Source organism: Pseudomonas sp. QE6 (genome assembly GCF_041379005.1).
GTDB lineage: Bacteria > Pseudomonadota > Gammaproteobacteria > Pseudomonadales > Pseudomonadaceae > Pseudomonas.
Map to the genome: position 1 here is coordinate 104,283 of NZ_CP166873.1, position 14,409 is coordinate 118,691.

The following is a 14,409-nucleotide window of genomic DNA, read 5'->3' on the forward strand; positions in this document are numbered from 1 at the left end:
TGGACTGCACCATGAAAGCGCTTGCGGCCTGCACGCTGCTGCTCTGCGCGGCCACCGCGCAGGCCGAGAGCATGCGCTGCGGCAGTGCCCTGGTCAACGCGGGCGACCGCGCCTGGGAGGTCGAACAGAAGTGTGGCCCGCCTGAGCACCGCGATGAGGTCGGTTATTCCCTCGGCAGTTACGACAATCGCGAGTATCGCATTGAAGAGTGGGTCTACGGCCCGCGCAACGGCACCATCTACATCCTCACCTTCGAAGCCAACCGGCTCAAGAGCATCGAGTTCAAGCGCAATTGACCCTATCCAAGACCCTACGCCCGGCTCTGCTGTTGCTCCTGCTGCTCGCCGGGCAGTCCGAAGCCGCCAGCCTGCGCTGCAACAGCAAGCTGATCAGCACCGGCAACCTCACCAGCGAGGTGCTCGATCGCTGCGGCCCGCCCGTCGACCGCTCGTTCCTCGGTTACAAGGAAGTCGTTGGCGACTGGGGCCAGCGCAACGAGGTGGCCGTGGAGGAATGGATCTACGGCCCCTGGAACGGCATGCTGTATTTCGTGCGCTTCGAGGGCAACCGCCTGACCACCATCCAGAGCAAGCGCAGCGGCGGCAACTGACACCCTGGCCCCGCCAGTGCTAGCCTGCGGCATCTTTGCGCCAAGGATCGGTCGCCCATGGTCATCGTACCCGCCGAACACCCGCTGGACTGGAAGAAACCTCCAGTCGTCACGCTGCTGCTCATCCTGCTCAACGTCCTGATCTTCTTCGGTTACCAGAGTGGCGATGGCGAGCGGCATGAGCAGGCAGTCCGGGTCTATCTCGAAGCGGACCTGCTGAGCCGCGAGCGCCCCCTGTTCAGCGCCGCCCTGGAGCGCCGCGAGCGAATCACGGCGGATCAGCGCCAGACGGTGGAGGCCCTGCCCCGCCAGCAACTGGCCTGGCTCATCCTCAGCGACCTGGAATTCGGCCATGACCTGCGCAGCCTGCCGGCCTATGGCCAGGACGCCGCCTGGCAAGCCGCCCGCGCCAAGGCGGAAAGCGCACGGGATCGCCTGAGCAGCCTGCGCTTCGGCTTCGTGCCGGCGCGCTTCACCGTCGAGGGCCTGTTCGGCTCGATGTTCCTCCACGGCGACTTCTGGCACCTGGCCGGCAACATGGTGTTCCTGTTCATCTTCGGCTTTGCCCTGGAGATCGCCCTGGGCCGCTGGGTGTACCTGGGTCTGTACCTGCTTTGCGGGCTGTGTTCGGGGCTGCTCTGGTGGGCACTGGACCCGGCCTGGGTGCCGGGAATCGGCGCTTCCGGCGCGATCTCCGGGTTGATGGGCATGTACATCGGCGTCTACGGGCTGCGACGCATCCGCTTCTTCTACTGGCTGGGGCCCCTGATCGGCTACTTCAGCGCCCCGGCACTGTGGATATTGCCGCTGTGGCTGGGCAAGGAGCTCTTCGGCCTGCTGCGTGCAGCGGATCACGTCAACTACTACGCGCACATCGGCGGCCTGGTATCAGGGTTCATTGCCGTCTGGCTGCCCCGGCAGCTGGGTCGTTTGAAAGTCGATCACGCTTATCTCGCCAAGGAGGATCCCGACGCGCCGTTCAAGCGTGCCTTGAACAGCCTCGACGAACAGATCGGCCGCTTCGCCCTCGATCAGGTCGCGGCACGCGGGAACGAACTGCTCGAACGCTATCCCGGCCGCCTTCCGCTGATCGAACGCCTGTACGGAGTCGCCAAGGCACGCCAGGACCGCACCTTGATGAGCCCCGTGCTCAAACAACTCTTCGCCCTGCCGCGCAGCCAGGAAGCCGACACCTTCGTTCGCCGGCTGGCCGACGAGAGCGGAGCGCACAGCCCGCACCTGCTGAGCCATCCGGCCATCCAGTTGCATCTGCTGCGCAAGCTGCTGCTGATCGACGAACCGGCGCGCGCGCTGGGCTGCTGGCGCAGGCTGGTGGCGTCCGGGCAACGGCCTGAACAGCTGCCGTCACTGACTCTGCAGTTGGCGAAGTGCCTGAATCCACGGCAGGACGCCCAAACCATCGCCGAGATGACTCGCTTTCTTGGCCAGCACTTTCCGGATGCCGACTCGACCCGGCAGATCCTTGTCTACCAGCAGCATCTGTCGCCCCGGACGCTTTGAGGGAAAAAAAACCCGCCAGGGCACGCCCGGCGGGGTAACAATAGGACACTCAGCCAATGCTCGGCAGCGGTCGCCCCCCTAGTCGGTCGACTTCAGTCCATCGGCGGAAACGGCCTTCACACCCTTGATGTCCTGAGCAGTCTTGATGGCCAGTTCCCGCTCGGCATCGGTCTTGACGTTACCGGACAGGGAAACCACACCCTGATTGGTCTCGACCTTGATACCCGTGGCGCCAATATCCTTATTGGCGATCAGCATGGATTTCACCTTGCTGGTGATCCAGGTGTCGGAAACCGCCTGCTCGGTCTTCTGAACCGTATCGTTCGCAGCCAGCGTCGTCGGCTGGGCGAACACCGAGTTGGCGAACGAGAAGCTCAAGGCGGTTGCGGTGGCGGCGGCAAGGGCCAGTTTGCTGAAGCGATGTTTCATGGCGGTCTCTCCTGCTGGTTGAAGACTGCTACCTCCTCCTGGCGGCAGTTGTATCAGAAGTCTCGCAAGCCTTGTGCCAGTCTTTTCCAGCCACCAAAACACCAATAAATCAATAAGTTAGAAAAACAAATGCTGTGCAGATTGCACAGTCGCCACTGAATGGCCATGCAACTTGCATGGCAGCAGTCAGGCACTCTTGCCAAGATTCGCCAAAACGGCCTCCAGCTGAACGACCTCGCTCATTTGCTCGAATGCCGGGTAGCGCTGGCGAATGAACGCAAGCAACTGGCGAGCCGGTTCGACCTGCCCAAGCTCCTCGGAAAAACCCCGCGCCGCCAGCAGATAGGCCCTGGGCACTCCCGGATAATCCGGAAAGCGCTTGTGCAGATTGCGCAGCAGGCTCAGCGCTTCTCGCGCCTTGTGTCGCTCCAGCAGCACCTCGGCGATGCGTTCGCAGACCAGGGGATCCTCCGGCAGGTAGTCCGGCTGCAACTGGCGAGCATTGAGGAATGCCGTGACCGCCAAGGGGGTATTGAGACGAACCGCCAACGGCAGGTAATGGGGCAGATGCTTCAAGCACTCACTGCGGGCATTCACCGAGAACAGCAACTGGTGATAGCGTTCATTGAGCTTGAGGTCCTGCGCCCCTTCACGCAGCGCTTCGAGCAATATCTCCAGCGCGGCGCCGCTCTGCCCTTCCTTGACCCGTATCTCGGCCTCGGCCAGCGCCTTGCGACGACGCCATTCCGGGGCGGCGAAACCCGCCGGGGCTTCGTCGCCGGCTGCCACATAACCCAGCTCGCCCTGATACTGGAACACCGCATATCCCATCATGGCGCACATCACCACGCCGAAGTAGCCGCTGAGCAGGGCCACTACCGGCACCATCACCACCCGGGGCAGGCCCTGGGACAGGAACCAGCCGACGTAGCTGGGCGACTGCCAGAGGATGAACAGGAACACGCAGAGAATCAGGTAACGCCAGCCCATGGCGCTCATGACCTGGCCGATCTCCGCCGGGCTCAGTGCGGCACCAAGGCTCTTGTCCAGTGACAGACGGATGATGCTCGCCGGCAACGCCAGCATGATCGCGACATTGACGCCCCAGTAGATCGCTTCGCTGTGGAAGTCCGCCGCCAGCCAGAGCAGCACCAGCACAATGACGAACACCGCCAACTGCTGGAAGAACGCCCGCAGGCTGTCCAGGCGGAATGCCTCGGCCAGGCCCGGGGCCTCCTGGCTGCCGAAACTGGCGGCCTCGATCACGCTGTGCAGGTACTTGGTCGCCACCGCGAACAGCAGCAGCCAGAGCAGCAGAACGCTGGGCATGAACACGCACGCCAACGCCAGCAGTGCGGCAAAGGCCAGAGGACCGGTTTGCAGGCCATAGGCGAAGAAGCGCGGCAGGCGCTCCCAGAACGGCTGTGCGGTGTTGGCGGCGCCGAGATAGCGCAGCGCACCCCGGCAGAGCGGACAAGCCGGCGCATACTCCGGAGCATCGGAGTTCAGCGGTACGCAACAATCCCCGTAATGTCGCTCGCACGGCAGGCACTGCCAGGTGGCAGGCTGGGCGCTGTGATAGTGGCAATACCGCTTGTCCATCCCGGGGCATCCTTGGAGCGAGATCGGCGAATAGCACATTCCAAGGCAAAAAAAGAGGGCCCGCAAGGGGCCCTCTCTTCATTTCGCTACTGCTTAGACGCCAGAGGCTTCGGCAGCGGCAACGTCCTTGATGGACAGCTTGATGCGGCCACGGTTGTCCACATCCAGAACCAGGACTTTGACTTCCTGGCCTTCCTGCAGAACGTCGGTGACCTTGTCGATGCGCTTGTCGCTGATCTGCGAGATATGCACCAGACCATCCTTGCCCGGCAGGATGTTGACGAAGGCACCGAAGTCCACGATGCGCTCGACCTTGCCGACGTAGATCTTGCCGATCTCGGCTTCCGCGGTGATACCCAGGACGCGCTGCTTGGCGGCCTCGGCAGCTTCCTTGGTTTCGCCGTAGATCTTCACGCTGCCATCGTCCTCGATGTCGATCGAGGCCTTGGTCTCTTCGCAGATGCTGCGAATGGTGGCGCCGCCCTTGCCAATGACGTCGCGGATCTTGTCGGTGTCGATCTTCATCTGGAGCATGGTCGGAGCGTTTTCCGACAGCTCGGCGCGCGGAGCGGCAATGACCTGGTTCATCTGGCCGAGGATGTTCAGGCGAGCTTCCAGGGCCTGGCCCAGGGCGATCTCCATGATCTCTTCGGTGATGCCGTTGATCTTGATGTCCATCTGCAGGGCGGTAACGCCCTTGTCGGTACCGGCGACCTTGAAGTCCATGTCGCCCAGGTGGTCTTCGTCACCCAGGATGTCGGTCAGGACGGCGAACTTGTCACCTTCCTTCACCAGGCCCATGGCGATACCGGCAACCGGAGCGCGAACCGGCACACCGGCGTCCATCAGCGCGAGGGACGCACCGCACACGGAAGCCATGGAGCTGGAACCGTTGGATTCGGTGATTTCGGAAACCACGCGGATGGTGTAGGGGAACTCGTCCTGGGTCGGCAGCATGGCAGCGACGCCACGACGGGCCAGACGGCCGTGACCGATTTCGCGACGGCCCGGGCTGCCCATGCGGCCGCACTCGCCCACCGAGAAGGGCGGGAAGTTGTAGTGCAGCATGAAGGCGTCCTTGCGCTCGCCTTCCAGGGTGTCCAGCAGCTGGGCGTCACGGGCGGTGCCGAGGGTGGCAACGACCAGGGCCTGGGTTTCGCCACGGGTGAACAGGGCGGAACCGTGGGTCTTGCCCAGTACGCCGACTTCGATCTTCAGCGGACGAACGGTGCGGGTGTCACGGCCATCGATACGCGGCTTGCCGGTAACGATGTTCTCGCGAACGATGCGGTATTCCAGCAGGCCGAAAACGTCCTTGACCTCGGAGGCCGGGAACTTGCCTTCTTCTTCGCCAGCGAACAGGGCAACGGCCTGGTCGCGCAGCTCGCCCAGACGGTTGTAGCGATCCTGCTTGATGGTGATGGTGTAAGCCTGGGAGATGGCGTCGCCCAGCTCGGCCTTGATGGCGTTGACCAGCACGGTGTTCTCGGCCGGGGCTTTCCAGTCCCAGGACGGCTTGCCGGCTTCGGCAGCGAGTTCGTTGACGGCACGGATGACGGCCTGGAACTCTTCGTGGGCGTACAGCACGGCGCCCAGCATCTGGTCTTCGGTCAGCTCGTCGGCTTCGGATTCAACCATCAGCACGGCGTCGGAGGTACCGGCCACGACCATGTCGAGGCTGGAGCTCTGCAGCTGCTCGTAGGTCGGGTTGAGGATGTAGCCGATTTCCGGGTGGAAGCCGACACGGGCGGCGCCAATCGGGCCGGCGAACGGGATGCCGGAAATCGCCAGGGCGGCGGAGGTGCCGATCATGGCCGCGATGTCCGGATCGGACTTCTTGTTGGTGGAAACGACGGTGCAGACAACCTGCACTTCGTTCATGAAACCTTCGGGGAACAGCGGACGGATCGGACGGTCGATCAGGCGCGAGGTCAGGGTTTCCTTCTCGGAAGGACGGCCTTCACGCTTGAAGAAGCCACCCGGGATACGGCCGGCAGCGTAGGTCTTCTCCTGGTAGTGCACGGACAGCGGGAAGAAGTCGCGGCCTTCGGCCGGGGACTTGGCGCCGACCACGGTGACCAGCACGGTGACGTCGTCCATGGTGACCAGTACGGCACCAGTGGCCTGACGGGCGATGCGGCCAGTCTCGAGGGTGACGGTCGACTGACCGAATTGGAATTTCTTGATTACCGGGTTCACGGTTTCTCTACCTTCTCTTTGTTGCCTTGGGGGAAATCGTGGAAATGCCGGGAGTCGGACCCGAATTCATTCCCTATAAAAGCGAGAAAGCCGGGAGCCAGAGCCGATGAGCGGTATGAACCGCTCATCGACCCCGGACTCCCAGCTTCCCACTTCAGGCTTGCCGTCTTAGCGACGCAGGCCCAGGCGACCGATCAGGGCGCTGTAACGAGAGGTGTCCTTGCTCTTCAGGTAGTCCAGCAGCTTACGACGCTGGTTAACCATACGGATCAGGCCACGACGGGAGTGGTGGTCTTTGCCGTTGGCCTTGAAGTGGTCCTGCAGCTTGTTGATGTTGGCGGACAGCAGTGCAACCTGCACTTCCGGGGAACCGGTGTCGCCTTCAGCTTGCTTGTACTCGTTAACGATCTGGGCTTTTTCTTGGACGCTCAGTGCCATGATGGGGCTTCCTCTGAGGTAACAGGCCAGGGACTTCTCCCTGTGTTCATAGTAAGAGGAGTGACCGTGCCTGCTGACAGCCACCCTCGGTTTCGGCCTTAAGACCGAATCAGTCGACGCGGCGCCAGGCGCCCGTCTTCGGTCACTTCACCGATACCGATGAAATGACCTTGGTGATCCTGCACCCGCAGCATGCCGAACTTCGGCAACTCGGGAGCGCGCACCGGCTGCCCATGCAGCCAGTAGTAGGCGCTGTGCTCGGAAAGCTGCAGCAGCGGCCAGTGCTCCAGGCCGGCATCCACCGGCAACAGGAAGCGGTCGAGGGCCTCATTGCCGCCCTCGGCATGGACTTTCTCGAGTTCCTCCAGCGTCACCGACTGGTTCAGCTGGAACGGCCCGGCCTGGGTCCGGCGCAGGGCGGCGACGTGGGCGCCACACTTAAGTTCGCGGCCGATGTCTTCGACCAGGGTGCGAACATAGGTGCCCTTGCTGCAGGAAACGGCCAGCGTCGCACAGGGCGACTCGAAGGCGAGCAAATCCAAGCGCGCAATAGTAACAGAACGCGCCTCGCGCTCCACTACCTCTCCTGCACGCGCCAGCTTGTACAGCGGCTGGCCGTCCTTCTTCAATGCCGAATACATCGGCGGCACCTGCTCTATGTCGCCACGGAAGCGCGGCAACATGGCCTCCACCGCTTCCCGACCGACGGTCACCTCGTGCTGTTCGAGCACCTCACCCTCGGCATCGCCGGTGGTAGTGGTGACGCCCAGCTGAGCGACGGTCTCATAGGCCTTGTCGGCATCCAGCAGGTACTGGGAGAACTTGGTCGCCTCGCCGAAGCACAGCGGCAGCACGCCGGTGGCCAGCGGATCGAGGCTGCCGGTGTGGCCGGCCTTCTCGGCATTGAGCAGCCAGCGCACCTTCTGCAGGGCCTGGTTGGAACTCATGCCACGCGGCTTGTCGAGCACCAGCACGCCGTTGACCGCACGGCGAATGCGTTTCACCTGGGCCACGCCTTACTCCTCGGAGTCGCCGCCGTGGCGGCGATCTTCCGCCACCGCCCGCTCGATCAGCGCCGACAGCTCCGCGCCGCGACGAATACTGGCGTCATAGCTGAAGTGCAATTGCGGAACGGTACGCAGCTTCATCGCCTTGCCCAACTGCATACGCAGGAAGCCTGCGGCATCGTTGAGGATGTCGGTGTTCTGCTTCACCACCGCGGCATTGTCATCCTGCCCCATCACGGTGACGAACACCTTGGCATGGGACAGATCACGGGCCACGTCGACGCCGGTGATGGTCACCAGGCCCAGACGCGGGTCCTTGATTTCACGCTGGATCAGCAGCGCCAGTTCACGCTGCATCTGGTCGCCGATACGCTGGGTACGGCTGTACTCTTTGGCCATTTTCCTAACCTGCTTACCCGAGCCCTGAGACTGCGGGTCTGAAAGCGGCAAACGCCCGGGACGACTGGAAAGCCGGCCCGGGCGCTGCGTTCACGCTCGAATACCCTTACAGAGTACGAGCGACTTCGACCTTCTCGAACACTTCGATCTTGTCGCCGACGCGAACGTCGTTGTAGCTCTTCACGCCGATACCGCACTCCATGCCGGCACGGACTTCGGCGACGTCGTCCTTGAAGCGACGCAGGGATTCCAGTTCGCCTTCGAAGATCACCACGTCGTCGCGCAGCACGCGAATCGGACGGTTGCGGTGCACCAGACCCTCGGTGACCATGCAGCCAGCGACCGCGCCGAACTTCGGCGAACGGAACACGTCACGCACTTCGGCGATACCCAGGATGTTCTCGCGAACATCACTGCCGAGCATGCCGGTCAGGGCTTTCTTGACGTCTTCGATGATGTCGTAGATCACGTTGTAGTAACGCATGTCGAGGCCTTCGGACTCGACGATCTTGCGCGCACCAGCGTCAGCACGGACGTTGAAGCCGAACAGCACCGCGTTGGAGGCCAGCGCCAGGTTGGCATCGGACTCGGTGATACCACCGACGCCGCCGCCGACCACGCGAACCTGCACTTCGTCGTTGCCCAGACCAACCAGCGAGCCCTGCAGGGCTTCCAGAGAACCACGAACGTCGGCCTTGAGGACGATGTTGAGGGTCTTCTTCTCGTCCTGGCCCATGCTCTCGAAGATGTTCTCGAGCTTGGCGGACTGCTGACGAGCCAGTTTGACTTCGCGGAACTTGCCCTGACGGAACAGAGCGACTTCGCGGGCCTTCTTCTCGTCGGCCACCACGGTCATCTCGTCACCGGCATCCGGGGTGCCATCCAGGCCGAGGATCTCGACCGGAATGGACGGACCGGCTTCCTTGATCGGCTTGCCGTTCTCGTCGAGCATCGCACGGACGCGGCCGTAGTTGACGCCGACCAGGACCATGTCGCCCTGACGCAGGGTACCGTCCTGGACCAGCACGGTGGCTACCGGGCCACGGCCCTTGTCCAGGCGGGACTCGACCACCACGCCACGGCCCGGGGCCGACGGAGTGGCTTTGAGTTCCAGTACTTCGGCTTGCAGCAGTACGGCTTCGAGCAGTTCGTCGACGCCGGTACCCATCTTGGCGGATACGTGGACGAAGGGAGCATCGCCACCCCACTCTTCCGGGATCACATCCAGAGCGGCCAGGCCGTTCTTGATGTTGTCCGGGTTGGCATCGGGCTTGTCGATCTTGTTCACCGCGACCACGATCGGCACGCCAGCAGCTTTCGCGTGCTGTACGGCTTCCTGGGTCTGCGGCATCACGCCGTCGTCCGCCGCCACCACCAGGATGACGATGTCGGTCGCCTGGGCACCACGGGCACGCATCGCGGTGAACGCGGCGTGGCCGGGGGTGTCGAGGAAGGTGACCATGCCGCGGTCGGTTTCCACATGGTAGGCGCCGATGTGCTGGGTGATGCCGCCGGCTTCGCCCGCCGCCACCTTGGCACGACGGATGTAGTCGAGCAGCGAGGTCTTGCCGTGGTCGACGTGACCCATCACGGTCACCACCGGCGCACGCGGTACGGCCTCGCCTTCGAACTTCAGGGACTCGGCCAGCTGTTCTTCCAGCGCGTTCTCGCTGACCAGCTTGACCTTGTGACCGAACTCTTCGGCGACCAGTTGGGCGGTTTCCTGGTCGAGCACCTGGTTGATGGTGACCGGGCTGCCCATCTTGAACATGAACTTGACGACATCGGCGCCCTTGACCGCCATCTGCTGAGCGAGCTCAGCCACGGTAATGGTCTCGCCGATACTGACTTCGCGCACAATCGGTCCTGTCGGGCTCTGGAACCCGTGCTGGTTACGCTTCTTGAGCTTGGCCTTACCGCGACCACCGCCGCGACGACCGAAGCTGTCTTCGTCGTCCACCGCAGCGCGTACGACGCGAGGAGCGCTGGTCTTTTCCTTTTCCTTGATCGACGGGCGATGCTGGGCATGCTTGCGATCACGGCGTTCGTCCTCGTCTTCGCGCTTGGGCGCACGACGCGGCTCTTCCTTCTTGCGGTCGTCCGCAGCCGGAGCCGGAGCAACTGCAGCGGCGGCAGCTGGAGCAGCTGCCGGTGCAGCGGCACGCGGTGCCTCCGCAGCAGCCGGAGCGGCAACAGTTTCAGCGGCCTGACGGGCAGCCTCGGCCTGACGGCGAGCTTCCTCTTCAGCGGCGCGCTGACGGGCGTCTTCCTCAGCCTTCAGACGAACCGCTTCTTCCGCGGCGCGCTGTTCTTCCAGCTCACGCTGACGCTCGGCCTCGAGCTCTGCGGGGTCACGCTTGACGTAGGTTTTCTTCTTGCGGACCTCGACGCTGACGGTCTTGCTGCCAGCGACTTTCAAGGTCGAAGTGGTCTTGCGTTGCAGGGTGATCTTGCGCGGCTCTTCCGCGCGCTCACCATGGCTGCCCTTCAGGTGGGCCAGCAGCGCTTGCTTCTCGCTGTCGGTTACCACCTGCTCGGCGTTGTTATGGGGCAGACCCGCTTCACGCATCTGCTGCAGCAGGCGCTCCACCGGCGTATCGACCGTCTTGGCCAGTTCTTTCACCGTGACTTGCGTCATGCACTTCTCTCCTCAGGCCGCGAATGCTTACTCGAACCAATGGGCCCGGGCGGCCATGATCAACTTGCCGGCACGCTCTTCGTCCATGCCGTCGATGTCGAGCAGATCGTCAATGGATTGCTCGGCAAGATCTTCACGGGTGGTTACGCCGCGCAGCGCCAGGTCAACGGCCAGCTCTTTGGTCATGCCATCGAGGCTGAGCAGGTCTTCGGCAGGTTGTGCGTCGGCGAGTTTCTCTTCAGTGGCGATGGCTTTGGTCAGCAGGCGGTCCTTGGCTCGCGAGCGCAGCTCGTTGACGATGTCCTCGTCGAAGCCGTCGATGCTGAGCATCTCTTCCATCGGTACGTAGGCGATTTCTTCCAGGGTGGTGAAGCCTTCTTCCACCAGCACCTGGGCCAGTTCCTCGTCGACATCCAGCTCGTCGACGAAACGTTGCAGGATGTCGCCAGTTTCAGCCTGCTGCTTGGCCTGGATATCGGCCTCGGTCATCACGTTCAGGGTCCAGCCGGTGAGCTGGCTGGCCAGACGTACGTTCTGGCCACTGCGGCCAATGGCCTGTGCCAGATTATCTTCGGCAACGGCGATATCCATGGTGTGGGTATCTTCGTCGACGATGATCGCCGCCACTTCGGCCGGAGCCATGGCGTTGATCACGAACTGCGCGGGGTTGTCGTCCCACAGGACGATGTCCACACGCTCGCCGCCCAGTTCGCCGGAAACGGCCTGGACGCGGGAACCACGCATACCGATGCAGGCGCCCTGCGGGTCGATACGCTTGTCCTTGGAGCGAACGGCGATCTTGGCGCGCGAACCCGGATCGCGGGCGGCGGCCATCACGTCGATCAGTTGCTCGGCGATTTCCGGCACTTCGATGCGGAACAGTTCGATCAGCATCTCCGGCGCAGTACGCGACAGGACCAGTTGCGGACCGCGGTTCTCGCTGCGAATTTCCTTGAGCAGGGCACGCACGCGGGTGCCGACGCGGAAGGTTTCACGCGGGATGATCTGGTCGCGGGCCAGCAGCGCTTCGGCGTTGTTGCCCAGGTCGACGATCACGTTGTCGCGGGTGACCTTCTTGACGGTGCCGGAAATGATCTCGTTGACCTTCTCGCGGTAGGCGTCGACCACCTGAGCGCGCTCGGCTTCGCGAACCTTCTGCACGATGACCTGCTTGGCGGTCTGGGCGGCGATGCGGCCGAACTCGATGGATTCGATCTTCTCTTCGATGACCTCGCCGGCCTTCATGCCGGGGTGCTCTTCCTGCACGTCTTCGACGGTCAGTTCCGATGCCGGATTGGAGTAGTCCTCGTCCTCGACGATGGTCCAGCGACGGAAGGTCTCGTAGTTGCCATTGGCGCGGTTGATTTCCACGCGCAGGTCAACCTCGTCCTCGAAACGTTTTTTGGTTGCGGTCGCCAGGGCCAGTTCCAGCGCTTCGAAAATCACGCCAGGCGGTACACCCTTTTCGTTGGATACCGACTCAACAACCAGCAGTACTTCTTTGCTCATCGTACGCCTCGCCTTTCAATCCATTGGAATCCGCGCTGTGGCGGCTCACTCAAATCGGGGAATGATGTTGGCCTTGTCGATCGAGTCGACCGGCAGCAGGTATTCATGGTCGTCCACCAGGACCACCACATCCTGCTCCTCCACACCACGGAGAATGCCCTGGAAATTGCGCCGCCGTTCGAAGGGCGTGCGCAGCTTGATCTTTACCTGTTCGCCGACGTAGCGGGCGAACTGGTCAAGCGTAAAGAGAGGCCGATCCATGCCGGGCGACGACACTTCCAAGGTGTACTCGCCACTGATCGGATCTTCCACGTCCAGGACGCCGCTGACCTGACGACTGACAATCTCGCAGTCATCGATCAGGATGCCTTCCGGACGGTCGATATAGACCCGGAGCAGGGAATGGCGACCTTGGGAAATGAACTCCAGGCCCCAGCACTCATAGCCGAGCGCTTCTACTACAGGGGCCAACAAGGCCTGCAACTGTTCTAGCTTGCTCGACACCTGATCGCCTCGCGTATGCTGTAGAAATAAAAAATGGGCGAAACGCCCATCCCTTAAGGACCGCCCTGACCTGGCGGCACGGACTGTCCAGCTAGCAAAAAGCCCCTGAAAAGGGGCTCTGCCAAACTGGTTGCGGGAGCAGGATTTGAACCTACGACCTTCGGGTTATGAGCCCGACGAGCTACCAGACTGCTCCATCCCGCGTCAAAGCTGGTGCGAAATTATACGGTTGAGCCCCTTGAAGGTCAACCGAAACTCCGGAACGAAAAGGCCCGCACAGCGGGCCTATCGTATATGGTACCGAGGAGGGGACTCGAACCCCTACAGCCTATGGCCACTACCACCTCAAGGTAGCGTGTCTACCAATTCCACCACCTCGGCAAAAACTCTTGCCTGCTTACTTCTGCTCAGGAGCCGCCGGAACATCGCTGTTACCGCTCGCAGGAGCTTGTTGCTGCTCTTGCGAACCCGGCACATCGTTAGCTGCCGGAGCCTTTTCCTGCTTTTGCTCCATCACTACCGGATCAGGAAGGCCGGCATGACGAATCATATCAGCTTTTTCTTTAGCAAAATACGCTAAACCCAAGCTAGTAATGAAAAAAACTGCAGCAAGTATAGCAGTAAAACGGCTCAGGAAGGTAGCGGAACCTTGGCTACCGAAAACGGTGGCCGAAGCACCCGCACCGAACGACGCACCGGCGTCGGCACCTTTACCATGCTGAAGCAGGACCAGTACAACCAGACCCAGCGCCATCAGCAGGTGAATCACGATTACAACTGTTTCCAGCATCTTCAGCTTCCTGCGGCACGACAGATCGCACCGAACTCATCCGCATTCAGGGAAGCTCCACCAATGAGCCCCCCATCGATATCCGGCATTCCGAACAGCTCGACAGCATTGGCTGCCTTGACGCTGCCGCCGTACAGGAGGCGAAGACCGCGGGCCACTTCAGCGTTTTCCGCCGAGAGCTGCGCACGGATCGCCGCGTGCACTTCCTGGGCTTCCTCGGGAGAAGCTGTCAGCCCCGTCCCAATCGCCCACACCGGCTCGTAAGCCACAACGGCGCGGGAAAACGCCCCGACGCCCAAATCTTCGATCACCGAGCCCAACTGGCGCCCGACGACCTCCAAAGTCTTGCCCGCCTCGCGCTGCTCGCGGGTTTCACCCACGCACAACACCGGAACCAGGCCGCACGACTGAACCGCTGCAAACTTGCGACTGATCACACCATCGCTCTCACCCAGGATCAGGCGACGCTCGGAGTGACCAACCAGCACCAGGGAGCAACTCGCATCCGCCAACTGGCTGGCCGCGACCTCGCCCGTAAGGGCACCCTGCATGGGTTCAACCGCGCAATTCTGCGCACCGACGGCAATCGCCTTACCTTCCAGACCATGCTTGACCTGGTTGATGTACAGACAGGGCGGAAACACCGCCACATCGACACCCGTAGGAAGAGCCAGTTGCCGCAGGCCTTTGATCAGCTCCGTCACGCTGGAGCGGGTACCGTGCATTTTCCAATTACCGGCCACCAGGGGTCGACGCATGCTGT

At 62.5% G+C, this 14,409-nt stretch carries 14 protein-coding genes and 2 tRNA genes; 3 read left to right on the plus strand and 13 right to left on the minus strand.

Annotated elements, in window-relative coordinates; translation table 11 throughout:
• Positions 1 to 11 precede the first annotated feature (11 nt).
• From ACAW63_RS00485 to ACAW63_RS00495, 3 genes are read left to right on the plus strand one after another with little or no spacing between them, the layout of a single operon-like run.
• Complete coding sequence (locus ACAW63_RS00485) at positions 12 to 296, plus strand: DUF2845 domain-containing protein (protein ID WP_371230916.1); 285 nt, start codon at positions 12 to 14, stop codon at positions 294 to 296.
• Positions 293 to 610 (plus strand): DUF2845 domain-containing protein, encoded by a 318-nt coding sequence (locus tag ACAW63_RS00490; protein WP_371230918.1) that lies wholly within the window; start codon positions 293 to 295, stop codon positions 608 to 610. Before ACAW63_RS00485 ends, ACAW63_RS00490 begins: the two co-directional genes overlap by 4 nt.
• 57 nt (positions 611 to 667) lie before the next feature.
• Entirely contained in the window at positions 668 to 2,131 is a 1,464-nt protein-coding gene (locus ACAW63_RS00495; RefSeq protein WP_371230920.1) for a rhomboid family intramembrane serine protease, read from the plus strand.
• Positions 2,132 to 2,209: 78 nt separating this feature from the next.
• On the opposite strand, the gene ACAW63_RS00500 is transcribed toward ACAW63_RS00495, so the two are convergent.
• The 13 genes from ACAW63_RS00500 to tpiA all read right to left on the minus strand — a co-directional run bounded on the left by ACAW63_RS00500 (position 2,210) and on the right by tpiA (position 14,404).
• The gene (locus ACAW63_RS00500) at positions 2,210 to 2,560 is read right to left on the minus strand and encodes a BON domain-containing protein (protein ID WP_371230922.1); all 351 of its coding nucleotides are present in this window, start codon (positions 2,558 to 2,560) and stop codon (positions 2,210 to 2,212) included.
• 186 nt (positions 2,561 to 2,746) lie between these two features.
• Positions 2,747 to 4,162, minus strand: coding sequence for a hypothetical protein (locus ACAW63_RS00505; protein ID WP_371230924.1), 1,416 nt, complete (start codon positions 4,160 to 4,162; stop codon positions 2,747 to 2,749).
• Positions 4,163 to 4,255: 93 nt separating this feature from the next.
• Positions 4,256 to 6,361 carry a polyribonucleotide nucleotidyltransferase gene (gene pnp, locus ACAW63_RS00510; RefSeq protein WP_371230926.1) on the minus strand — a complete coding sequence of 702 codons (2,106 nt, stop codon included), beginning with the start codon at positions 6,359 to 6,361 and terminating at the stop codon, positions 4,256 to 4,258.
• A gap of 168 nt (positions 6,362 to 6,529) precedes the next feature.
• The gene (gene rpsO, locus ACAW63_RS00515; RefSeq protein WP_017518939.1) at positions 6,530 to 6,799 is read right to left on the minus strand and encodes a 30S ribosomal protein S15; all 270 of its coding nucleotides are present in this window, start codon (positions 6,797 to 6,799) and stop codon (positions 6,530 to 6,532) included.
• Between the two features lie 98 nt (positions 6,800 to 6,897).
• Positions 6,898 to 7,812, minus strand: coding sequence for a tRNA pseudouridine(55) synthase TruB (gene truB / locus ACAW63_RS00520; RefSeq protein WP_371230928.1), 915 nt, complete (start codon positions 7,810 to 7,812; stop codon positions 6,898 to 6,900).
• 3 nt (positions 7,813 to 7,815) lie between these two features.
• A complete protein-coding gene (gene rbfA / locus ACAW63_RS00525) occupies positions 7,816 to 8,205 on the minus strand; it encodes a 30S ribosome-binding factor RbfA (RefSeq protein ID WP_275608710.1) in 390 nt (129 codons plus the stop codon).
• Positions 8,206 to 8,311: 106 nt separating this feature from the next.
• Positions 8,312 to 10,843 (minus strand): translation initiation factor IF-2, encoded by a 2,532-nt coding sequence (infB, locus tag ACAW63_RS00530; protein ID WP_371230930.1) that lies wholly within the window; start codon positions 10,841 to 10,843, stop codon positions 8,312 to 8,314.
• 27 nt (positions 10,844 to 10,870) lie between these two features.
• Entirely contained in the window at positions 10,871 to 12,352 is a 1,482-nt protein-coding gene (nusA, locus tag ACAW63_RS00535) for a transcription termination factor NusA (protein WP_015478930.1), read from the minus strand.
• 45 nt (positions 12,353 to 12,397) lie between these two features.
• A complete protein-coding gene (rimP, locus tag ACAW63_RS00540; protein WP_371230933.1) occupies positions 12,398 to 12,856 on the minus strand; it encodes a ribosome maturation factor RimP in 459 nt (152 codons plus the stop codon).
• A 127-nt stretch (positions 12,857 to 12,983) separates the two neighbouring features.
• Positions 12,984 to 13,060, minus strand: a tRNA-Met gene (locus ACAW63_RS00545).
• Between the two features lie 91 nt (positions 13,061 to 13,151).
• Positions 13,152 to 13,237 (minus strand) — tRNA-Leu (locus tag ACAW63_RS00550).
• 16 nt (positions 13,238 to 13,253) lie between these two features.
• The gene (gene secG, locus ACAW63_RS00555; protein ID WP_371230935.1) at positions 13,254 to 13,646 is read right to left on the minus strand and encodes a preprotein translocase subunit SecG; all 393 of its coding nucleotides are present in this window, start codon (positions 13,644 to 13,646) and stop codon (positions 13,254 to 13,256) included.
• 2 nt (positions 13,647 to 13,648) lie between these two features.
• A complete protein-coding gene (gene tpiA, locus ACAW63_RS00560; RefSeq protein WP_275608713.1) occupies positions 13,649 to 14,404 on the minus strand; it encodes a triose-phosphate isomerase in 756 nt (251 codons plus the stop codon).
• Positions 14,405 to 14,409 lie beyond the last annotated feature (5 nt).